At 53.1% G+C, this 20557-nt stretch carries 32 protein-coding genes; all 32 read right to left on the bottom strand.

Features of this window, described 5'->3' with window-relative positions; genetic code table 11:
- Positions 1-76: 76 nt before the first annotated feature.
- Positions 77-460 carry a phage tail assembly protein gene (locus LZ634_RS18840; RefSeq protein ID WP_234507958.1) on the bottom strand — a complete coding sequence of 128 codons (384 nt, stop codon included), beginning with the start codon at positions 458-460 and terminating at the stop codon, positions 77-79.
- Between the two features lie 3 nt (positions 461-463).
- Complete coding sequence (locus LZ634_RS18835) at positions 464-817, bottom strand: phage tail tube protein (RefSeq protein WP_234507957.1); 354 nt, start codon at positions 815-817, stop codon at positions 464-466.
- 9 nt (positions 818-826) lie between these two features.
- The gene (locus LZ634_RS18830) at positions 827-2305 is read right to left on the bottom strand and encodes a phage tail sheath subtilisin-like domain-containing protein (RefSeq protein ID WP_234507954.1); all 1479 of its coding nucleotides are present in this window, start codon (positions 2303-2305) and stop codon (positions 827-829) included.
- A 2-nt stretch (positions 2306-2307) separates the two neighbouring features.
- Positions 2308-2508, bottom strand: coding sequence for a DUF2635 domain-containing protein (locus LZ634_RS18825; protein WP_234507952.1), 201 nt, complete (start codon positions 2506-2508; stop codon positions 2308-2310).
- A gap of 5 nt (positions 2509-2513) precedes the next feature.
- Entirely contained in the window at positions 2514-3134 is a 621-nt protein-coding gene (locus LZ634_RS18820) for a hypothetical protein (protein ID WP_234507949.1), read from the bottom strand.
- Positions 3131-3673, bottom strand: coding sequence for a phage virion morphogenesis protein (locus LZ634_RS18815; protein WP_234507930.1), 543 nt, complete (start codon positions 3671-3673; stop codon positions 3131-3133). The genes LZ634_RS18820 and LZ634_RS18815 overlap by 4 nt, the downstream gene beginning before the upstream one ends.
- Positions 3673-4113, bottom strand: a complete 441-nt coding sequence (locus tag LZ634_RS18810; protein WP_234507928.1) for a gp436 family protein — start codon at positions 4111-4113, stop codon at positions 3673-3675. Before LZ634_RS18810 ends, LZ634_RS18815 begins: the two co-directional genes overlap by 1 nt.
- Positions 4114-4626 (bottom strand): hypothetical protein, encoded by a 513-nt coding sequence (locus LZ634_RS18805; RefSeq protein ID WP_234507926.1) that lies wholly within the window; start codon positions 4624-4626, stop codon positions 4114-4116. It lies immediately after the preceding gene.
- Between the two features lie 71 nt (positions 4627-4697).
- Positions 4698-5612, bottom strand: a complete 915-nt coding sequence (locus LZ634_RS18800) for a Mu-like prophage major head subunit gpT family protein (protein ID WP_234507924.1) — start codon at positions 5610-5612, stop codon at positions 4698-4700.
- A gap of 2 nt (positions 5613-5614) precedes the next feature.
- Positions 5615-6577: a phage protease gene (locus LZ634_RS18795; protein WP_234507922.1), complete on the bottom strand. Its 963-nt coding sequence runs from the start codon at positions 6575-6577 to the stop codon at positions 5615-5617.
- Positions 6578-6787: 210 nt separating this feature from the next.
- On the bottom strand, positions 6788-7627 hold the full coding sequence (locus LZ634_RS18790) for a phage minor head protein (RefSeq protein ID WP_414467749.1): 840 nt from the start codon (positions 7625-7627) through the stop codon (positions 6788-6790).
- Positions 7620-9191 carry a DUF935 domain-containing protein gene (locus tag LZ634_RS18785; RefSeq protein ID WP_234507918.1) on the bottom strand — a complete coding sequence of 524 codons (1572 nt, stop codon included), beginning with the start codon at positions 9189-9191 and terminating at the stop codon, positions 7620-7622. Before LZ634_RS18785 ends, LZ634_RS18790 begins: the two co-directional genes overlap by 8 nt.
- A complete protein-coding gene (locus tag LZ634_RS18780; protein WP_414467750.1) occupies positions 9191-10765 on the bottom strand; it encodes a terminase large subunit domain-containing protein in 1575 nt (524 codons plus the stop codon). The genes LZ634_RS18785 and LZ634_RS18780 overlap by 1 nt, the downstream gene beginning before the upstream one ends.
- 8 nt (positions 10766-10773) lie before the next feature.
- Entirely contained in the window at positions 10774-11352 is a 579-nt protein-coding gene (locus LZ634_RS18775; RefSeq protein ID WP_234507913.1) for a DUF3486 family protein, read from the bottom strand.
- Complete coding sequence (locus tag LZ634_RS18770; protein WP_234507911.1) at positions 11342-11620, bottom strand: hypothetical protein; 279 nt, start codon at positions 11618-11620, stop codon at positions 11342-11344. Before LZ634_RS18770 ends, LZ634_RS18775 begins: the two co-directional genes overlap by 11 nt.
- Positions 11621-11622: 2 nt before the next feature.
- Entirely contained in the window at positions 11623-11910 is a 288-nt protein-coding gene (locus LZ634_RS18765) for an ArsR family transcriptional regulator (RefSeq protein WP_234507909.1), read from the bottom strand.
- A gap of 11 nt (positions 11911-11921) precedes the next feature.
- Positions 11922-12224 (bottom strand): DUF2730 domain-containing protein, encoded by a 303-nt coding sequence (locus tag LZ634_RS18760; protein WP_234507907.1) that lies wholly within the window; start codon positions 12222-12224, stop codon positions 11922-11924.
- On the bottom strand, positions 12205-12306 hold the full coding sequence (locus tag LZ634_RS22690) for a hypothetical protein (RefSeq protein ID WP_320673522.1): 102 nt from the start codon (positions 12304-12306) through the stop codon (positions 12205-12207). Before LZ634_RS22690 ends, LZ634_RS18760 begins: the two co-directional genes overlap by 20 nt.
- A gap of 124 nt (positions 12307-12430) precedes the next feature.
- Positions 12431-13036: a hypothetical protein gene (locus tag LZ634_RS18750; protein ID WP_234507906.1), complete on the bottom strand. Its 606-nt coding sequence runs from the start codon at positions 13034-13036 to the stop codon at positions 12431-12433.
- On the bottom strand, positions 13024-13431 hold the full coding sequence (locus tag LZ634_RS18745) for a hypothetical protein (protein WP_234507904.1): 408 nt from the start codon (positions 13429-13431) through the stop codon (positions 13024-13026). The genes LZ634_RS18750 and LZ634_RS18745 overlap by 13 nt, the downstream gene beginning before the upstream one ends.
- The gene (locus LZ634_RS18740) at positions 13424-13642 is read right to left on the bottom strand and encodes a hypothetical protein (RefSeq protein ID WP_234507901.1); all 219 of its coding nucleotides are present in this window, start codon (positions 13640-13642) and stop codon (positions 13424-13426) included. The genes LZ634_RS18745 and LZ634_RS18740 overlap by 8 nt, the downstream gene beginning before the upstream one ends.
- 2 nt (positions 13643-13644) lie before the next feature.
- A complete protein-coding gene (locus LZ634_RS18735; protein ID WP_234507900.1) occupies positions 13645-14226 on the bottom strand; it encodes a glycoside hydrolase family 108 protein in 582 nt (193 codons plus the stop codon).
- A 97-nt stretch (positions 14227-14323) separates the two neighbouring features.
- Complete coding sequence (locus LZ634_RS18730) at positions 14324-14647, bottom strand: hypothetical protein (RefSeq protein WP_182930663.1); 324 nt, start codon at positions 14645-14647, stop codon at positions 14324-14326.
- 5 nt (positions 14648-14652) lie between these two features.
- Complete coding sequence (locus tag LZ634_RS18725) at positions 14653-15045, bottom strand: Mor transcription activator family protein (RefSeq protein WP_182929337.1); 393 nt, start codon at positions 15043-15045, stop codon at positions 14653-14655.
- Positions 15042-15587, bottom strand: coding sequence for a gp16 family protein (locus LZ634_RS18720; RefSeq protein WP_234507898.1), 546 nt, complete (start codon positions 15585-15587; stop codon positions 15042-15044). The genes LZ634_RS18725 and LZ634_RS18720 overlap by 4 nt, the downstream gene beginning before the upstream one ends.
- Positions 15584-16081, bottom strand: a complete 498-nt coding sequence (locus tag LZ634_RS18715) for a hypothetical protein (protein ID WP_234507896.1) — start codon at positions 16079-16081, stop codon at positions 15584-15586. Before LZ634_RS18715 ends, LZ634_RS18720 begins: the two co-directional genes overlap by 4 nt.
- Positions 16074-16340 (bottom strand): hypothetical protein, encoded by a 267-nt coding sequence (locus LZ634_RS18710; protein ID WP_234507894.1) that lies wholly within the window; start codon positions 16338-16340, stop codon positions 16074-16076. Before LZ634_RS18710 ends, LZ634_RS18715 begins: the two co-directional genes overlap by 8 nt.
- Positions 16341-16423: 83 nt before the next feature.
- Positions 16424-17041 (bottom strand): DUF3164 family protein, encoded by a 618-nt coding sequence (locus LZ634_RS18705; protein ID WP_234507892.1) that lies wholly within the window; start codon positions 17039-17041, stop codon positions 16424-16426.
- A gap of 12 nt (positions 17042-17053) precedes the next feature.
- Positions 17054-17311, bottom strand: a complete 258-nt coding sequence (locus LZ634_RS18700; RefSeq protein WP_234507890.1) for a host nuclease inhibitor protein — start codon at positions 17309-17311, stop codon at positions 17054-17056.
- A gap of 2 nt (positions 17312-17313) precedes the next feature.
- Entirely contained in the window at positions 17314-17553 is a 240-nt protein-coding gene (locus LZ634_RS18695; RefSeq protein WP_163446221.1) for a hypothetical protein, read from the bottom strand.
- A 4-nt stretch (positions 17554-17557) separates the two neighbouring features.
- Complete coding sequence (locus tag LZ634_RS18690) at positions 17558-18496, bottom strand: AAA family ATPase (RefSeq protein ID WP_182929343.1); 939 nt, start codon at positions 18494-18496, stop codon at positions 17558-17560.
- Positions 18497-18574: 78 nt separating this feature from the next.
- On the bottom strand, positions 18575-20557 hold the full coding sequence (locus tag LZ634_RS18685) for a transposase domain-containing protein (RefSeq protein WP_163446223.1): 1983 nt from the start codon (positions 20555-20557) through the stop codon (positions 18575-18577).

The raw sequence follows: 20557 nt of genomic DNA, 5'->3' as shown, positions 1-20557 counted from the left end.
CAGACGCAGCAGCTGCCGCAAGGGCAACTGCTGGAGGTAGTTGATATCAAAACGCTGAGACAGGTTGACGATGAGATTACTGAGCGCCGTCGCCAGCGGCATCAGCTCGCCCCCGATTACTGGTCTCCGCCAGCAGGTCATCCATCGCCCCTGCTTTTTCCGTCAGTAACTCAAGGTCTTCCGGATGGAAGGAATACAGCTGCTTGACTGATAGCGGACCGGGGATACTGCCCACCTGAAGGATCTGCAGGCGTAGCATTTCCAGCCCCATCAGCACTTCAGAGCAGTAGGCAACAGCTTTGCCATTTTCGCCGATGACGACGCGCTCAGCCGCTAACTGAGACTTAATCACATCTTCCGATGTCAGTTCACGGAAGGTGACGCTGGTATGGCGGGTTTCATCCTCAGTACCTTTCCCGGTGATAAAACCGTGCTTCAGGGTAACGCTCATCTGTGCCATGACTTACACCTTCACCAGTTGGGTACCGACGAAGTTCGCGCTGATAGTACCGGCGTCTTCATCGAGAGTTGCCGGGTTATCCGTCGCCGCCCCGGTCATCATATAATTCAGACCGTTGTCGCCTTCAAACATCACCGTGGCATTCTCAAGGTTGCTGATCTCAATGACATCCATATCGTCAGCAGCGGCCAGAGTCATCTGAATGGAAGGGCCGGCCATTTTGCGCGACGTTCCCCAGACCTTGCCGCCACCCATATGCTGCGTTCGGGCAAAGCCGCCCGGATTCAGCGTGGATTTACCTTCAGTTTTGTATTCGCGTCCGTTAACGCGAATTGACGCCATTCCTAAAATCGACATGTTTCCCCCTTATTGTTTGAACTGGATAAGACCGGCCAGCACACGCAGCTGATTAACCAGATTCGGATGCGCGATGAAATTCAGGCGGTTTGGATCGTCGCTGTCGACATCAACATCGAGCGTCTCTTTATAGTCATCGAAGTCTTCCACCAGACCTGCCGGCACCAGCTCGGTCAGTGCAATATCCAGCAGCTCGGCGCGGGCAATTTTTGGCGTCATGACTGGCTGGCCTGGGTCAAGCAGGTCAAGAACGTCATCGCCGGCCAGCTTGTGGCGAGGGTAGCGGGTGGAGAAACGATTTTTGATGATGTAACGGATGCGCCCCAGCGTGGCCGGTGACTGCACATCGAGATAAGACGTGTCCGGATCACCATACTGGTTCACGCGATACATCGTGATTTCGCGCTCGATGCAGACATTACCGCCGGCATCCACAAAATGCGTGGCCATGCCATCATGCAGCAGCAGATTGCGCTCCGGCATATCCCAGCGAACCTCTTTAGACGGCGCAAGAATGCCAGGCATAACCAGCGTCTGCAGCGGGCGGGCCGGGTCGATAGCCAGATAATAAGAGGCAATGCCGCCGTAAGAAGCAGCCCAAATCCAGTGCGGCTGCGGCGCAATATTGGTGGACATGCTCGAAATCAGCCAGTCATTGCGGGCGTCACCATACGTGCCGGTTTCAGCGTGAGTGCCGCGATAGCCGGACCAGAGCTGGGCTTCAATCATTTTCAGCGGTCCCCAGCGCTCAACCAGTTCATCGCGAATGGTGTTAAGGCTCTGGGTATCGTTAAACGCAAAGATGATATCGGTGTACCAGTCATCGCCCAGGGCCGCGACGACAGTTGCGATATCAGGTGTCCCGGTGCCGCCCGAAAATGCGGTAGCGGTGACATTGATACCCGATGGCAGCTGTTCGCCGGTGTAATAGTTCAGGCGCACATCCATCGCATTACTGCTAACACCTTTCCAGTTCGCCACCAGTTCGACGATATCCGTTTTATCGGCCGCCAGAGTTGCAGTGACCATCGTTGCCGGCAGACTGTTAACAGCGTCAACAATTGCAGTGGCCACAGCATCTTTATTGTCGCTACTGCCAACGCCAACCTGCACGGAAACACCGTTGACCATCAGTGCGAGTGTACCGGCTGCGGTAGCGGTTCCCGTCACTGTCAACGTGGCTTTCGCTGCCGCACCGCTGCCGAGTTCAGCAAGCCCCATCGCCCATGTCTCAGTGTATTTGTTGGCTTTGCGATACATTTTTAGCATCTCAGCCAGCATCGAACCTTTGCCATAAAGCTGTTCGGCCATGCCATCACTGGTGATGCGATTCTGGGTCAGCGCCGCCGCTGTGCCAGTGTCCATCTGGTGGCCAATAACAATCACCTTACGGGATTGTGCCGGCGCACTGCTTAGTGCCTGTGAATTGTCGATCTCGATGTATACCAGCGGAACGCGGATATCATCTGGAATAGAACCAAGTGCCATCGTTATTTCTCCCCGGCTTTATGTTTCTGGACTGCAGCCGTTGCCGGCTCTTTTGATACATCGGTGATCGTCACATCACCTTCCGCCTGCCGGCGATGCCACCAGGCTTTCATTGGGAGCCGTTCACCGTCTGGTTTCAGATAGTTGCCATCGGGTTTCCGGACCTTAAGCCCCTCACGGGACGGTTTAATCAGCTTCATCATGGGTTTTACTCTCTTACGTTAATCACGCCTTTAAGCTCGGTTTCACCGCCATTTACGGAGAGCGTCGCCCCCAGTCGCAGGAAATCAGGCAATGCTGCAATGTCGATCTCTTCGTCCAGCCTGAACGCCTGCTCCCACGTCACGGCCCACATCGTCAACCCGAGTTCATTGAGACCACCGGAGTAGATGTTGTCAGCGCTGATAGCGTCAGCGGCACGCTCAGCCTTCATGCCGGCAGCAGCACCACGTGCAGCGATACGGCGGGCCAGTTTGCCGACCAGGACTTCGCAGCGGGTATCCCGTGGGTATGCCCAGGAATCCGTCGCCATGACATAGGCGGCCCAGGTGACATCACCAACCATTCCGCCCGCCAGTTGGCGGATATTACGGATACGCAGAGCGGCAATGCGGATACAGCCATCCCGGTCGGACAGATAGGTTTTGACCTCTGCTGGCGTGTTGAACTGCCCAATATGGCGTTCAATGACTTTCACCTGGTCCGGGTTGTTCCCCATAAGCCCTTTACCGGGTTCATCCGGAGATGGGGATTGCTTAAGCCAGGCAACAATATTTTCAGCGGCGGCAATCGTGCTGCCGGTGGTCAGTAGTGTGGGTCTTTGATTCATGGAAGAACTCCCTGCCAGAAGTCGCCTATGACATGCATCAGCTCTTCTGAGTTTTCAGATGACAGTCCGAGGTATTCACGCTGCGGCATATTCATCAGGCGCTGATGAGCACCGACGGTCTGCCAGACCCCATGTTTCAGAGCGCGGCCAAAAGCCTGAGTAATAAGTCGCTTGTGGGAACTAACGGATACATTGCCAGCAAAGCCATCCTGGTGGACCGCTGCATAAGCGAGCGGCGAACCGACACGAACGCGCCCACGTTCAACGATGTGCTGGATGCTATCCATCAGACCACCGTCCCCCTGAAGCAGGCTCTGATTACCGTGGCGAGTCTTACGATATGCTTCAGACCAGTCCTGCCATTTCTCACCAGCCGGACTGGTCTTTTCATCACTGATGCGGCGGCGGCTCTGAGATTCGACAACGCCCCCGATACTTTCCAGCAGCTCTTCCTGCAGCGAGCTGTCAGACAGTTTCTCGATGGCCAGCCTGATTTGAGCCAGTTTCTCGGCACCCATGACCTCGACAGATATCGACATCACAGCACCCCGCGCAGCTTATTGCGGGTGAACAGACGCTGATTGTCTGAAACGATAATGATTTTGCCGTTATCTGTTTCAGGTGGCGCGGTATCCGTCGGCAGACCAAGGTCACGCGTACCATTTGCCATCTCTTTCAGCGTCAGAATGGCGCTGTCATAACGCTTCTGAATAAGGTCTGTTATCTGGTTATCACGTTCAGATAGCCAGTAAAGCGCAATGGACGTCGCTACCCGATGCAGTGGACGCGGGACGACTGAGATATTCAGCGGCAACTGATAGCGACGAGACAGAAACGAATTGATTTCGGCATCAGCATCATCAATCGCGGTTTCAATCTTCGCTTCGTCGAGCTGCTCAGTAGACTTGTCGATGGCCATGTTCCAGACCAGCGCACCATCCGTTGCCAGCAGATCATCACGGGTAACGTAAATGCCCATTTAAACCTCCGACTTCGTGACGAGAACCTTCACCTGCAGGTTTGGCTCAGCTTTGAGTCGTGCCGCCATTTCATGGCTAATGAAGCATTCCACAACGACATCACCTTCCAGCACATTCGCCTCGTTATCACCATCAGGATCATCACTGGCAAAAACATGAACCGGCTCACGTGGCCAGAAACGGCCGCAACGCCAGAAGCCGCGCTCGTTAACCGCCCGGACCTCAAGCACCTGCACATCACTCGTTTCAGGCATTGAAAGAGGGATCATGTTGAGTGCAGATGAATGGGCTCCTGACGCTAAGCCTGCCTCGGTCAGACTCTCATCAACCGCACTGGCACTTACACCGATGGCTCGCGAACCCACCGCAGCGTAGTGCCCTGGCAATGTAACTGGCAGTTCAGCTCCCGCCGCGTTAAGTGCATCTGCCTGTGCCACTTCCTGCGCTGAAACCTTGCCAGCTCGACCTTTAGTGTTTTGCTTATCCGTTGTTTTTTCTTTCGTTCCACTCACTGTTCCATCCTCTTTAAAGGTGGGTTACAGCAGGTTTAAGCCTGCTGTAACGGATTAACGAAAACTGACGATTAAGGAGCCGGTGCTGCAGGCGTGGTGATGAACGGGGTATCAACGATTTCCACATCTTTGTAGTAGATGTTGGAGTCACCACCATCGACCAACTGGGCGTCGATAACTTTCTTCGCGGCCGCGCGATTTTTCGGACCAACAACCAGCGTGGTAGGACGAATCCCCAGCGGGGAACCCGATTCACGTTTCATGCCCTGAAGAACGGCAACAGCCTTCTCATAGTTGGCCGTATTCAGAGGAGCGCGGGAAGCACAGGCGGTCTGCCAGAAACCAAAGCCGACGTTGCAACGTCCGTCTACACCAAACAAAAATTCGTTCTTTAGGAAGGTATGCTCACTGTTGAGGTCATCCAGTGACTTGAAGTCGAATGCGCGACGGTCCTGGAACAGGATCGGTTTCAGCACCTGTGACTCATCAATCAGGAACCACGGCTCACCTGCATCAGTAGTGACATCGCCAACAATATTGCTGTAGGTTCCACCCGCCATCGGATGGTCGGTATCGAAGAAGTTCTGGCCGTCGAAACAGAGGGTGCTGAATCCAGCAACAAGCATCGGGAAGCTCAGCGTGTCCGGGAACTCAGATACCTGCTGGCCATATGCCTGAGCAATGACGCTGTACTGACCAATCTGATCGTCTTCGATGTTTTCACGCCGTACACGAATGGAACTTTCCCAGGTCTTGTTATTAATGGTGTAACCCTGCTGAGAAAGCTCGGTCAGTTGACGATCGCCGACCCATTCTTTGATACCCGGCAAATCTGATAACCAGCCATACGTGTTTGAAGCTGCGCTGCTTGGAACGACAGTTGCGATGCGCAGATACTGCGGAGTGACCCCGGTGAGGCCTTTGGTAAATGCAGCGCTCAGCGACGTGGTGAGTGCATGCAGAACTTCTGCTGACGGTTGCGGCATTCTTATTGCTCCTGTTTCGGTTTAGCGGCGAGAAACTCTTCTTTGGTGAGGCCCATGCTGCGGCACATCGCCAGCTCAGTTTCGGTCAGTTCAGCCTGACCTTTGTTCTCTTTCCCTTTGGTCGGGTCTGCGTTGACCAGTACCGGCGCGGTTTGCATGAAGGCGGTAAACTGCTGACGGCCTTCTTCAGTACGGCAAAGCGCCAGATACATTTCGCGATTTGCAGGCGCGACTTTCCCGGAGGTTACTGCGTCATCCACCAGGCTTGTTGCGGTTTTATCATCCAGTTCCTTCAGGCGACTCTCCGCCGTTTCGGCCCGGTTAAGTGCCAGTTGATGGGTCTCTACCGGAATAAACTTCGACAGGTCCGGGTTTTGAGCACGGTTTAAAGCGACTTTCTCATTGCTTTGAATGGTCTGGATCGCCGACACAGCGTCATCAACGGACGCGGTAGCAGCAAGCCCCAGTACCGTGGCAATCTGCACAGGTACGGTCATGGTGTTCTCCGAGTTAAGAGCGGGTAAATACAGGTTGGGTTTGTTGGTCAGGCCAGCGCTGGACAGGCGTGTCACCTGTGCGTTGGCGCTATTGAAGAATGCAGGGCTGTAGTAACGGTATTTTTTACCGCGAACGATAGCTTCACCGTCTGCAGTCCACTCGATATGCGCATCAATACTGCCGTCGTCATTGACGCGAAGAGCATCAATCCAGGCATAAGCCGGTGCTTCTTCGCCTTTCGGGCCTTTGAGTTCGGTAGCGTGCTCCATATCAAATGGCAGCTTGGGGTAACGGAATGACGCAGAGACAACAGACGCTGGATTGTCGTTAATCCACGAACGGCCATCACGACCAGTAAACGTTCCCGCTGGGATCATTGGCAGCCATTCTGGCAACGGTTTGCTAGCGTCAGATAAATCAGGCAGTTCAAAGCAGAGAGCCAGAAGTTCCGGCTGAGTGGTATTCATGATGCTGTCCGTTTGTGTTTGCGGGTACGGACAGTATGAGGAAGGCAAAAAAAAAGCCGGATTTACCGGCTTCACTCTAAACGAAGCGGCTAACCCCGTTTAAACCACGTTTAAAAACGCCTGGAAGCGTTTAACAAAATTTCAGAGCGCCATCGTATCACAAAGCACGATCACGTCACTATGCGCGATTCTGGAGGGTTATTGTTGCCTTTACATCCCAGCGTCAAATGCCTGCTGTTTCAGCTGTAGCTGACGTTCCAGCTCAGCTCTGCGCCCGGTGCCGGGATTATAATCCCACCCCGGATCAATACCCTGTGGAACCATTTCCTCTTCGCCGGTACGTTTATTTACCCACTTAACCCTTTTGATGGCTGGCGCTTCAGTGCGGACCGGAACAGACCGCCGGATGACATGGCCCGTTGGATTACCGCTGTCATCGAGCTGCTGCACGTTACGGGTGACGCCGTTCTGCTGGAGCTGCTGGTATTCATACTTGCTGACCTGCCGCACCCCACATTTACAGCCCCAGCCGTTGGGGCCAATGTGCGTCTGCCAGAATGGATCATCTACCGGCAAACAAAGGTCCGCCCACTGCAGGTGCTCCTGTCGGTGCTCGTGTGATGGCCCCAGCGTATACAGCAGGTAAGGCATAGCGCGTTTGGTCCGTTCAATGCGTTCCCACTGGCCCGCGCTGCGGGCTGTCCGCATATTGGTATCGTAGATGGTGCGTAAACGTCTGTCGCTACCGAGCTGTACTGACCGGGTTTCCTGCGTCAGCGGGTCATCCATCATCTGAACACCCCACCAACCGCGTTTTACCAGCATCGGTTTCAGGATTTCCCGGAACTGGGTGAAGGTCTGGCCGCTGGCCAGCGCTTCCTCCAGAATGGTTTTCACGTCCTGCAGCAGATCAAGCTGCGTCATTTTGGCTACGGTGAAACCGAGGCTATGTTCTTCTCGCCAGATATCGCGATAGTCGAAGCCCGGCGTAAGTTTTTTTGACTTCAGCCAGGCCAGGGCTTCTTTGGGGATAATGGTTGATTCAGGCATCGCTGGCATCTCCCAACGCCCGAGCTTTAAAACTCAGCAATGCCAGTTGCTGGACGAAGTCATCCGGTTTAAGCGACTTCTGCAGCTCAGGAAGGCGAGCCAGAAACTCTTCGAAACTGTCCACGCCGTTCGCCAGCTGCAGCACAGGACCGGTAAACGCATCGCCGGTTTGTTCCCAGTCCTGCAGCGCATCGTTGACCATCGCATCAATCTCATCACTCTGAGCACGGTTGAGCGCAATATGTTCGCGGTTCAGCGCGGGTGCCATGCTGTAGGCTGTAAAACTGTTCGATGGGGCGAGTACCGTTGCGCCTTGTTCTGGCTCTGCCAGGCCAAACTTATCGCGTACCTCAGATTCCTGCACACGAAGCCCGCGATCGATTAATGGAATCAGAGAATCGACAAATGCCTTGAGGTCTTCCGGCTCACTGATAGGCAGCTTAACAAGCGGATATCGCTCCTGCGGACCGTAGTTGAACTGGATGAATGGGCGGACCAGAAACTCATTGATGGTGTTCTCCAGTTGGCGGGCATCCCATCGGGCGATGTCCATTCTCACCCGATCATGAACATCAGCCTGCGCCCGCGAACTACCATCATCTGTGGTCATCGTCTGGCCAAGTACCGCTTTACTGGTCTGGGCATCGCACCAGTCAGCCATTTCTTTAAACAGAGCCCCTCCGCCATTGCGGCTGGCGGTCTCCTGCATATCGAGCTGCATAGACTGGGGAATAGCACAGCCAGCATCTGATGCAATAGACGCAATGGCATCAATCAGCGTCTGGATCTGTTCCGGGGAGGCGTTCGCGCCATATTTCCCGACAACAATCGGGATACCGAATTTTTCAGCAAACGCCCACCAGTCACGGACAGTGAAAGACTTCAGCATGTACATCACCGCGACCAGACGAGCCAGGCCATTACGCAGCGGTAAACCCGATTTCAGTCGTGGATAGTGCATCACATACTTACCGGGAGTCAGCGGAATACCGTCAACCGGCTGCTCATCAGTCAGCAACCGGAACTCGCGCAGCGTGTCGCTATCGGGTTTCAGGAAACGCGGGTCCACCCACTCATAATCATAAGGTATCCAGCCATCACGCGTGCTCCAGAGAATTTCGCAAACGCCGACACCTTTACCGAGACCATCCAGCAGATCAAACAACAGCTCGGGAATTTGCGGCTGTTCCATCAGATTACGGACAGCATCGGCCAGCAGCACATCATGCTCATCATCGCTGCCGGCAACGACGCTCGGAATAATACTGGCAACGGTGAGCTTACGGGTACGGAGTACGCTCGCATAATGAAGATCGCGCTCCTCCATTTCTTCGGCAAGGATGAAATAATCCCGTGCATTCCCCTCAGTTACATTACGTAATACTCCGGCCAATCGCGCCGGAGACAACGTACTGGCAACGCTGATGCCTGGCGATGGAGTCCGGACGCTGGCGCGTCTGGCCCGCGCTTCTGGCCGGGTCATACTTTCTTCATTAACGGTAACCGGTTCATCGGTTGCCGGATTGAGCAGACTACGGATAGCACCTTTGAGTTTCTTAAGCATCAAAGCAGTCCTCGCTGATTTTTGAGGCCACGGGTTGTGCGTAACTGGCGCTTGCTGTCGCAGTTACGCTGCCGTGTCGGATTATTGAGGCGGTGCAACTCGTATCGCCGGCAATCCTCTTTACTGGCCAGGAACGCCAGGAAGATGGCATAGGCGCTGTCGCCGTGGCGCTTGTGGCCATCACTGCCGGTGTTCTCCCGGTCATCAATTCCGGGAGTGCCGCGCAGGATGACAATCTGCCCAAGGTCACTGATAACGTCTTCATGCTTAGGCAGCACCAGCTCGTCATCTTCAAAGGCTGATTTGAAGCGGGGCATGTTCTCCCGATAGTGGCCAACTGAAGGCATGACCACTTCGACTTCATCGCCATACCGTTCAGCCGCCTGTTCGGCCAGATAGTTACCGTTCCCACGACCGTCGAGCTTGATGCCATCCCTGCGGGGCAGGCGATCGCAGATAAAGAACAGCGCCTGCTCCTGCTGTTTGTAAGGAACGTTCGCGAACTCGACCAGAAAGGGAACCGTGCGGGTGGTATCATCGTTGACCGTCATCGGGGCAAAGACGGTGAGGTGGCCAGAACGAGCGAAGTCCTCCCCCAGGCAGTGGCGGAGGTTTTGCGGGAGCTTATCCAGTTCGGGAAGTACGACGCGCTCAAGCCAGTCCTGCATATCCAGCGCCCTGACACCTTCAGGCGTGGCATTGAACTCTGTCGAACCGGTGAAGCGCAGAACGGGGCCAGAGCCTCGGGCCGCTCGCTCACGAATGGAACGGGCCAGATAAGTCCCGCCGCCGTTCTTCGGCTCGCAGTAGTATTCCTCGCGGGCATCTTCTTCAGTTGCGGTATCGCTCAGCAGGTTGTCCAGCCATTCGGCCTCGGCTGCTGACGACCATGTCTGCCGGGTGACCTGGCAGATTCGCTTATAAAGACCCTCGGCAATAGCCAGTTCTATATCAATACGGTGTACCGAGTAACGGCGCTTTCCGGCGCGGCTTTCCGTTATAAGCGTATTGAACAGGTTCTCGATGCCGTTATGGGTGGAGATAATCCGGACTTTACTGCCCCACATGGTCAGCGCCAGCGCGGCCTTCAGTAACGCAGCCAGATCACCCTGAAAACCTGCCTCATCGATAATGACGTTACCCTGCATACCACGCAGGTTAGAAGGATTAGAGGACAGCGCTTTGATTTTAAAACCGCTGGCAAAGTTGATGACGTAAACCAGGATGTCTTTGTCTTCATCCTTGAGAACCTCTTCGCCAATATCGGAAGCCGCCCAGTCGTAAGCTTTGGCCCACATCGCACAGGCATCAATAAACTCACGCGCCATGTCTTTGGTCGTGCCGACATAGAAGGTATCGCAACCGCCGGCCTCTCTCGACATAGAACCATTCAGGGCTGCATCAGCCGCTTCTGCCCAGGTTAACCCTGTACGACGCGATTTTTCGCCGATCTTGATTTGGGCTGTATCGGCAATCCAGCGGCGCTGGTATGGCAAAAGCACCTGGTCCTGGTCAAATTCACCAGCCAGAATCGCCGCAGCGGAGGCGCTGTTCAGTGCGCTGTCTTTGACCATATCAACCATTACGCGATCCCCAGAATCTGGCGGCGGATATCAGCGGCGGTCTCAGCGGAAAGCCCCGCCTGCTTGGTGATTTTCTCCGCTTGCGCCGCCGCTTCTTCAGCAAAGGCCTGGCGAATTTCTTTCTCTCGCTTATGGCTGGCCATCGCAGCCGCCTCAAGTCGCTGGGCGACAAGTGCCAGTTGCCCCAGTGCTTTAGGTTCAACGGTCTTATCACTGTCGGCCAGCTCCATTGAAGTCTCAAACGCCAGCGTCTTCACAAACTCCAGCAGTAATTTCCCGACATCAGAGGACGGCGCAGAACCGAGCTTTGCGGCCCAGATTTCAGCCATCTCGCGGGAGGCGCGAATTTTTGCGCCGAACTCTTCCATGCGGCTTGCATAGCGGTTGAGACCGGTACGGCTAAGTTTCATATCCTCCGGAAGGTTATGCTCAGCAATCAGCTCATTAATGGCTTCCCGGATTTCCTCCTGGGTATGCCGTTTATTGCGCAGCAGCTGGTGCAGATGATCGCGAACCATATCTGGGAGGAGATCAATCTTTGAGGGGCGGCCACGGGTTGGACGTTGTTCACTCGCCATGCTCCCCCCTGATTTTCGTCAGGAATCCGCGCTCATGGCTGGCCTTATCTTTCAGCAGAAGCTTCCAGGCTCGCTTGTATTCCGGGTTGTTATTCAGAAACGTATTCAGGTAGGAGTCAGGGGCATTATGGTCGTATTTCTTACCCGTTGATTTCTCCACTTGCGGGGCCACCGCCCGGACCTCAAGCTCAAAGCACACCAGTACGCCCGCCATCAGATTAATGATGTTACGTTCACCTTTTGTTAGTGGTTTTAGCTTATTCGGCATCATTACCCCCGTGGACGTGGTTTTTTAACACCGGGAACGGTGATAAGACCGCTGGCGACTTCATCACCCCGGCCAGTAATTTCCGCCACATAGCAACCGGAAACATCACTCAGCGAGACCAGCCCCTGTTCTTTCAGCCAGGCGAGTTGCGTCCGGACAGAGTCACGAGAGACCTTATGTCCGTAGGTCTGCAGGCAGGTTTGCAGAATGGATTCGTTGGCGCTGTCACCACAATCGAGCAGAGAGCGTAAAAGGACCAGGCGCTGGTCCTGGTCAAGTAAATCACGCATAGACATATCCTCTATTTATCCTTCAATTCATTTTCCAGAAGTAAGTCACTGATGCGCGAAACCTGACGAATGGACGGGGCCAGCTCGCGCAGCTCGCCCCGCAGATTGCTCATCTCCAGTTGAAGTTGATGAAGGTCTTTCTGGCTGGGTAACACTGCGATTGTGTTTTCCAGCCCCTGAACACGCTGGCGCATCAAATCCAGTTCTTCGCGCTTGACGTAGGTCTTTGCCAGCAGGAGCTGAATCAGGTTTACGCCTGACATAAATAGCGCCCAGATGATGGCCCAGTTGCCTTTAACAACTTCCCAGTCCACGCTTCCCCCTTTTTTCTCTGATGTCCTGGCAGGTAAAGCAGGTCACTGCATCCGGATTGGCTGCTAAGCGTCTTTGCGGGATGTCATTACCGCAGTCGTTACAGAATCCAGGATGTTCAGCTCGCTCTTTTATGCGGCTTAAATGGTTGTTTAAGGCGCGTCCCGGTCCGTGGTTTCAAGATTACTGGCACGTTCGAAGGCATCTGTCATCGGGGGAGTGCCACCTTGTGTTTGCTGGACTTACTGTATCGGGCGAAACCATCGAGCGTTCTGAACCCCAAATAGCCGAGCGCTGGCGTGGCGAGCATCAGGGCAATATCCCAGTCGGGCTCCGGCATCGAAAACGCATGACCAAACGCCCCAGATATTGCGCCGGCCTGCTGCCCAAGTGACATCAGCATCACATAGGCAATGCTGCTGTAGAGCGACAGTCTGGCCATTCGCGGGCGGGTCTGACGAACATATTCGTCTGTGGCGTTGTCACCGTTACGGATGGTTTCCTGCTGTTCATGGTGGGCGGCTTGCTGGTCTGCCAGCAGCGCTTTATCCCGCTCAAGCTGATACGACTCCAACTGGACTTTCAGTGATTCGAGCTGGACGAACTGCTCAGGCGGGAGCTGTGCCAGCTTCTGCTCAAGCACCCGCTGCTGGTCTGTCGGATTAATCGCGCCATTAACGGTTTCAACAATGCCGGCAACAGAGTCTGCCGTTTTCGCTGCATCGCCGCCAAACCAGTTGCCGACAGTACGAACGAGGGTTGGTCCGGCCTTCAGAAGAACCGAGGCGATTGTGGTGAGCGTTACTGGATCCATGCGAGCAGCCCCTTACGTGATACCCAGTGGCAGAACAGCAGCGCTGCAACCCCGCCAACCGGGACCAGCCAGATAAGCTTCAGAGGCTCCGCAAAGATCGGGGACATGGCAATGAATAGCACACCCACAGACCAGACCAGCCATGCCCATAAATGGGCAAAGCGGCTGGTGCGCGTATCAGGTTTAAGGAGTCGATAAGGCAGATCACCGAGGAAGACACTGAAGCCTATGAGCGCAACCCCAGAGAATGCACACCACCACACAATAAAAGCCTGGCGTCCATAAATATTGCAGAACACGAGTGACAGAAGGACCAGCGCAAGTACAAGCCAGCCTGATTGTGAAACGCGGAGTAAAGCCTGTTTGAACCAGGTGAAATCAAAAGATTTAAACACGGTGTTTTTCCTTATAGCGCTGGCATTGCCAGACGATGTCTCTGATATCTACGGAATCCCACCCTTTGCGGTAATAGCTCGCATGGGTGCCATCACAACCTGAATAATCAAGGGGAACGGGAGGCGGTCCGTTCCCAACACGATGAAGTACTTCCTGCCGGATACGATCACGCCGCCCCTGACGCATTGACGCATCCCATCCCTTGCCCATGATTAGCTCCGGGCTACCGAGACCTGACCGCCGATAACTTCCTGGCAGGCGTTCGCCAGTTCATCGAGGCGGTTAAACCAGCCATTGAGGTATTTGCCCTGAGAAGCATTGGATTTGATGATGCTGGCGTAATAACGGGAACGGCGGAGGAAGCAACGATTGAGCAGCCATTCAGCATCAGCGCTGATGACCGCTTTTGTCGTTTTAGGGCCAACGATGCCATCAGCAGAAACACCAACGGCTTCCTGCAATAACTGGATCGCTTTTTTAGCGCCATGCTGGACAGCGGCGTCAAACATAAAAAGAGAAATGCCATCTGGCCAGTCGGTGCAATATGCCGGATACCAGTAATCGCTATAATAAATTTGCCCAGCCTGCTCTTTGGTGATGTCCTTAATTCGGGTGTCTGGCTTGCCGTCACCATTAATATCGGTGAGGCCATCGGCTACACCGTCGCGTTTATCAGAGATACCAAAATTGGTCTCACCACCTTTATCTGCGGGGTCATTGACATAACCACCCTCGCGGGCGAGGACAAAAGAGAGTGCGTGAGCAAATGCGGGAGAGAGTGTTGAACTGGTCATGCCTGCTCCTGTAATAGGGAAGAAAGTGATACTTTCCCCATTTTGTCGCGGGCATAAAAAAAGCCGGATTTACCGGCTTCATTGGATATTTACTACATTAGTAAAATAATATTTCCCTATAGCTATATAGAATCCAAGCTGATGCCAGTAGCAGTAGAATAATAAAACTTATGCTTTTATCAGTAACGGCGGGGTTTTCTTTTGCGGTTTCCAGCAAGGACTTCCTTTTCAGCAGATAGAAGAAAAAAGGAAGAATAAGAAAACTCAAGATAGCCCACGCAACTGGATGCAGACCCTTTCTATATCCCTTTTGAATACCATCGGCTACAACATAACTCCCTATATTGTGACTCGCTGCATCAAAGAACACCCAAAACACACAGATAATGACAACAATATCAATCAACACACCACCAGCCATAGCCATTACTCCATATCCAGAGAATATTGTCTTTTGCTTAATTCTAACCTACGCATCCGTTTGATAGCTTTATACACTGTTTTGTAGGTTACATGGTAGCGTTCAACCAGTTCCTGGACATTATCGCCAGTGAAGTCACGCCAGATCCGCATGTCGCGAACAAGTTGCTCAAGCACCTGGCCGCGGGGGAAATAGACCTGCATACCGCCAATTTTCCCGCTGATAGCGGCAACCAGCTCAATCGAATGCTTGGGGTCATATCCAAGGCGGCCAAGCTCAACACGCAAAAGTGCATTCAGCTCTGCAAGCAGAGACGGGAAACGAGAACTTTCCACCTCATCGTCAATATGGTCAAGAATGCTATCGTCGCGAACATCACCAAACAGGTCATTACTCATTTCGCCCACCTTTTTGCTGCGTCGTTATACGCGGAAAGAATGGTGCCATAATCCCGACTCTCAGCCCCGGTTCGTGGATTCACAGGCATCATGATGCCATGAGCCGCGAGAGAAGATTTCATCTCCCTGATATGCCACTGCTTAAGACTCTCCAGAACGCTCAGAAGTTTTTCACCACGTAACCACGATAATGTTGCAACGCCTTCGCCCCCATTTTTGAGTCGGGTGATGCGCTCGGCGAAATGGTCAAGGGCCGCTTCGCTGGCATCAACCAGAAAACCATGCTCAGCCATATTTCGCCATATCATGCGGATTTTGTCGCTTTCTGGGAGAGCGGTATTCTGGCGGCGTTTACTTCTTTTTTGCCGGTTAAATCCTTTTTCTTCCAGAGTCTTTAAAACGCTCTCTAACTGGCTGACGTTCAACTTACGGCAACTGGTTTCGCCGGTAGCGTTCTGGAGCACCGAACGATAAGTGTCATCATCCAGCTGCAGTCTATTTTTGGCTACATGGATAAGGGTAATTAAAGATGCGCGACTCATCGGCGTCTCTCCATTAAAATCCCCATACCTTGCTCAGATAGCTGCTGCTCTCGCATCATATTCTGTGCAGCCTGCATCAGAAAGGCAATGCAACGGCGGGTTCTTGCAGCGGCCAGGCGGTTACTGGATTGCTTGTCGTTATATAGCGCCTGTGCCATTTCAAGCTGCTCAGTAGCATCTTCAAGCAAGGAAGATACTGACGGGCTGTTTGGTGATACCAAATCCGGCAGTTCGGCCCCCACGCGCTGAGATAAACGGTCCATTTTTCGTGTTTTATGCTGGTCAATCATGTCGTTCATGCCATTGTGACGAAGCTGGTCAATCATAATTTCAACGTCGGCAGCTTCTTCGGCGATACGGTTGCCATTCGCTTTATGAGTAACAAAACGAGTACAAGCAGCGGCCAGTTCGTTACACTCTTCGGCAGTGGCCAGCACCTGACGGTCATATCCGCACATAGCTAGGGCGGCATCGAAAACATGAGGCTTATTCATCGTCTTCATCCTCCATGTCGTCATCTGCCGGTTTCATAGTGATGGGGAACGGCTGGAACTGGAGGAGCGCCAGCTGAACACCAATTCGGATAAAACGGGCTTCTTTGGTGTCAGCACCGAATTCAAGCACCTCGCTCTCGCCCATTTCCAGACGAATATCAGCGTCTCTGTTGTCAATAATCAGCTGGCATTTATCAATACGATTTTGATGCCATGATTTCAGGTCGATAAGCATCGAAATAAATTGTTTCTCGTTCATTAAATATTCCTTTTGTCGGATTCGGCGCGAACGAAGCCCTGACGCAAGCGCCGTTTTCAATTTGAAGTTTTATTTAAAAGTATTTAAAGCTTGGCTAAATCCAGCGAAATTTGCTGATAGTTACCATCTGCCTGACGCTCATAAATACGTAAATACTGACTGGTGCCAGAAACCTGAATAGCATCAGCAACAGCGTCCATCGCCTCATTCCATTTAGGGTCATTGATATCGAGCTGACGGAGGCCCAGAACCTGGTTGATATCGATGCGACCTTGCTTGTTAACGCGGAAGGCATGGTCAACCAAGGCCATAATGCGTTCATCCGCACCACCAGACCATTCGCTGATGCAGGTATCAATCAGCACTTTAGCCGCCTGGATACGTTCATCAAACACACGATGCTCACCGACAGCGCGAATGAGTTTGTAGCGGCCATCAAAGCTCACCAGGGTCACATTGCCTTTCGTGCCGCCATACTCCACGCCATACTCAGACGCGGAAAGGTCTGTGAAGTCGGCGATTCTCTGCATCGACTCCAGTTTGAACGCTGCCAGCAACTGACGCTGTTGACGTGCTGCACCTACGATCGTCATCACGACTTCATCACGCAGCTTATCCACGGGCTTGACCTGAGATTCAGGGATTAAATGCCCCTGAGCATTGGTGCGGTAACCCGCAGGTACGTTATTTTGATTATTCATTTCAATCCTCGTTTATTTTTCTAAATATTCAGCTGTAATAATCTCAGTGAATTTTATTAATGCAGTGCAAGCATCATGCTGGTTATTTGCTTCCGGCACACCGGGAACCAGCAGCTGCTCCAAAATTCTTGAATGACGAGCGTTCACATCAATAAGTTCTCTTATGCGAAATTCATTCCCTGAGATGATGGGTAAAGCACCATCCGGAACTTTATGGCCGAACTCAATCAGGCCAGATGCCCACGCATAGGCGGTAATTTTTTCCGTCATCTTCATCTCCAGATAATCCGGCAACCATTGAAACTGGCTACCCACACGGAGCGGGAGCCTGAATTGTTGCGCTCAACAATGCGCACAGCACTATTGAGCAACTCAGCAGGAGGACATGACACCTCCAGAACCGGGCGGGTGCGAGACTGGCGAAATACAGTCACCCAGCAACCTTTCTGATTGAGCATGGCCTCTGTGGCCTTCGCCTGCTGCACATGGGTCGAAATCAGCTCAGGAAACATGAAGTTACTCCTCTACGATTTCAGCATGCCCCAGTTCAAGCATTGCTGAATGAATATGGCCAGAGTTAACCGGCTCGCTTTTACCGCTGGCGTAGATGTGGGCCAGCGGCAGAATGTGGGAGAGAGAGCGAAGAGCACCAGGGCGCTTTGCGATCGCGCGTAACAGCTTGCGTTCGTCGCGACCGTCAATCTTCCATGCGTCGCAGAAAGCATCAACATCAGCGGCCAGAACGTTGTTGATAACTATTTTCTTTGCCACGCGAGAGAACAAACGAGCAAAATCGACGGTGCGACTACCACCAGTCAGGCGGTCATAGACTTTATGGTTGCCGATAAACGCCAGCCCGATGCCGCATTCCTCCTGGAGGATGCGCAGCTCTTCGATGGCGTCATAGTTCAGCCAGTCCGCTTCATCAATGATGACTAAGGCATTGGTGTCGCGCAGCCGGCGACGTAGCAGACGGGATAACGCGCCGCGCTGATAAGGCGCATCAGAAATACCCATCTCCAGCGCCAGCTCATACATGGTTTCCAGCTCGTTCGTGCGAGACTTGCTCGCGGTAAGCCGCCAGACGTTGTTGCCTGTACGAGTGTATTGCTTCAGTGCTTCCGACTTGCCCACGCCTGGATTCCCGTAAACGAGCGCGATGGTGTGGGTCAACTGGGCGTAGGTCAGCGCGGCCGTGATTTTTTCGGAGGTCGGTGTCACGACATAGTCAGGGATTTCCGGCAGCGCACTCTGGGCCGTTTTACGGGACTCAAGCCACGTGCTGATCGATGCCGCCACGGCATCATTGTCGCCTTTATATTTACCGTTAATAAACTGAGAAAGAGCAGACGAAGACACCCCGGTTTCACGCGACAGTGCAGCACCAGAAATGGTTTTGTCATCAATCAGACCTTTTACGGTATTACGGATTACATCATGGTTAATTTGCGTCATCGTTTTTAATCCTGTATTTTTCCATTTTTAGTACGGTTTTAAACACTTCTCAAAGCGGCGGCTCAAACGTCGCTTTTTTTATTTCTTCGATTTGCTGACACTTTTCATCAGCGTCTGGAAAATCACATCGTTCTCGTTCTGATGCTCCTGGATCTCCTGAACTTTTTTCAGCGCATTGCCCTGAGCAAAGACACGTTCAACAACATGCCGCTGCGGTGGTTCCGGTGGTGCGACTTTTGGCAGCAGATCGTTAACCTCGATTGCCGTCATGCGGCGCTGAGCTTTGGCGGCGCGTTTGGTATGGGTCATCATCTGCTTACGCTGGCGGCTATGTTCGCGACCTGTTTCGGTATCGCCGAACGCGACAGCAGAGCGACATTCAGCCATGCAGAGGAAGCGGCCATCGAGGTCGTAACACGCTACTTCGCTGTGGAGGTTGCGAGGGTCAAAACGCACTGTAATTTTGCGCTGGCGGATATTGGCCAGAAGCGGATTCCAGTAACTGTTTTTGCGACCATAAAGAGAGCCACCACACTGCAGGAAGAATTCACCCGTGGTTTTCACCGTTACGGCTTCCGCTGGCAGCATCAGCTGGCGGATCTGTTCTTCACTGAGGCGCGTGACAACCGCATTACTGTAACTGCGCTCAAATGCTTGGTCGAAGGACAGCTCACCCTGACACATCTCAGTTTCGCGGCCGACTCGAGCGTTATAGAGGGCGATCCCCTCATTTACAGCAGAAATAAATGTCTCAACATCAACAACCCGGTCACCGTAATTATCCGGTTTATTCTGGGTGTTCGGGCCAGTGTATGCCCCAGCCAGAGAGGGATGTTTATCGATGTAATCACCCAGACCACCGATACCAAAGGCACGTTCAATCGGTTTTGCCTGGCCCCAGCCTTTACCGCCTATTACGCTAGTCCAGTGAACCTGAATACCGAGCATCGGCAGAATACCCATCGGATCATCCGGCTTAACTTTGAAGCGATAACGGTTAGGAACACCGCCTGACAGCCATTTGTTGGCTGCTGCGCGGGTGTTATCGATGGTGACATGGTCGGGCTTGCCGAATTCTGAAATGGCATCCATCAGAGACAGTCGGATGCTGTCGCTGTTTTCAGAGACATCAGTACGCCAGCCAATAATTTTGCGACTGTGGACGTCCTGCCAGACCCACGTTTTAGGGCGAATAACTTCGCCGTTATACCAGCGTACAAAGACGTTATGCTGGTAACCATCACCGTTTATCCATTCCATTGCATGCAATTGCGCGACGGTGCGCTGCTGGCTCGGGAACATACGCGCCAGCGCGTTATCACCCTTGCGAGTGGCCACAATGACACGCGGATCAATCTCACGTTCAACACGGCGGCGCAGAGTGCGCTCTGATGGAATTTCCCAGCCATACTCGCGGGCGGCGACCTGAAGAAGTTCATACGACTTTGTGAAGCATGGCTCTTCCGGGCGCAGATAATCGCCGAGAAAGAACTGCCAGGCATCTTCGCTGATTGGCGCTTCACGATTGGTTTTGCACTTCTCACGCAGACGGCGGTCAAGCAGAACGGGGGCCCATATATCACGACTGCGGTTCTGTACGCGGTAATACAGGTTACGCAAAGAACCTTCGCTCATATGCAGTTTCATCGCCGCTGTTCTCAGAGCAAGACGCAATGACAGACCTGAATCGACCAGCTCAGCCACAAGGGATACTGAGGTTGTGCGCTGCTCAGCACGCTGACGCTGTTCGTTAGTCGCACCTTCCCAGTGCTTCCACAACTGCTGACGCTCAAAATTATTGACGGTGTCGGCATTTTTGCTGGTTCGCTCAGGCAGGGAAATGACACCAGATGATGTTTCTACCAGACCTTTTGCAGTCAGCAGCTCAGCACGTACCTCAGGAGGAAGCACGGAAATGTGGTATTCAAACGCTTTACCACCAGCGCGTTTACGCACCTTATCTTCGGCACCAGCCGAATAGCGCGTGAGTGCCTCACGAATTCCTTTTACCGTTTTAGGTAAACCAGGTGCGCCAACCAATTCCTTTGCAACAACAAACAT

The organism is Kluyvera intermedia (genome assembly GCF_021440345.1).
Lineage (GTDB): Bacteria > Pseudomonadota > Gammaproteobacteria > Enterobacterales > Enterobacteriaceae > Kluyvera > Kluyvera intermedia_A.
The sequence above is the reverse complement of the archived record's forward strand: the minus strand, read 5'-3'. Positions and strand labels throughout refer to the sequence as shown.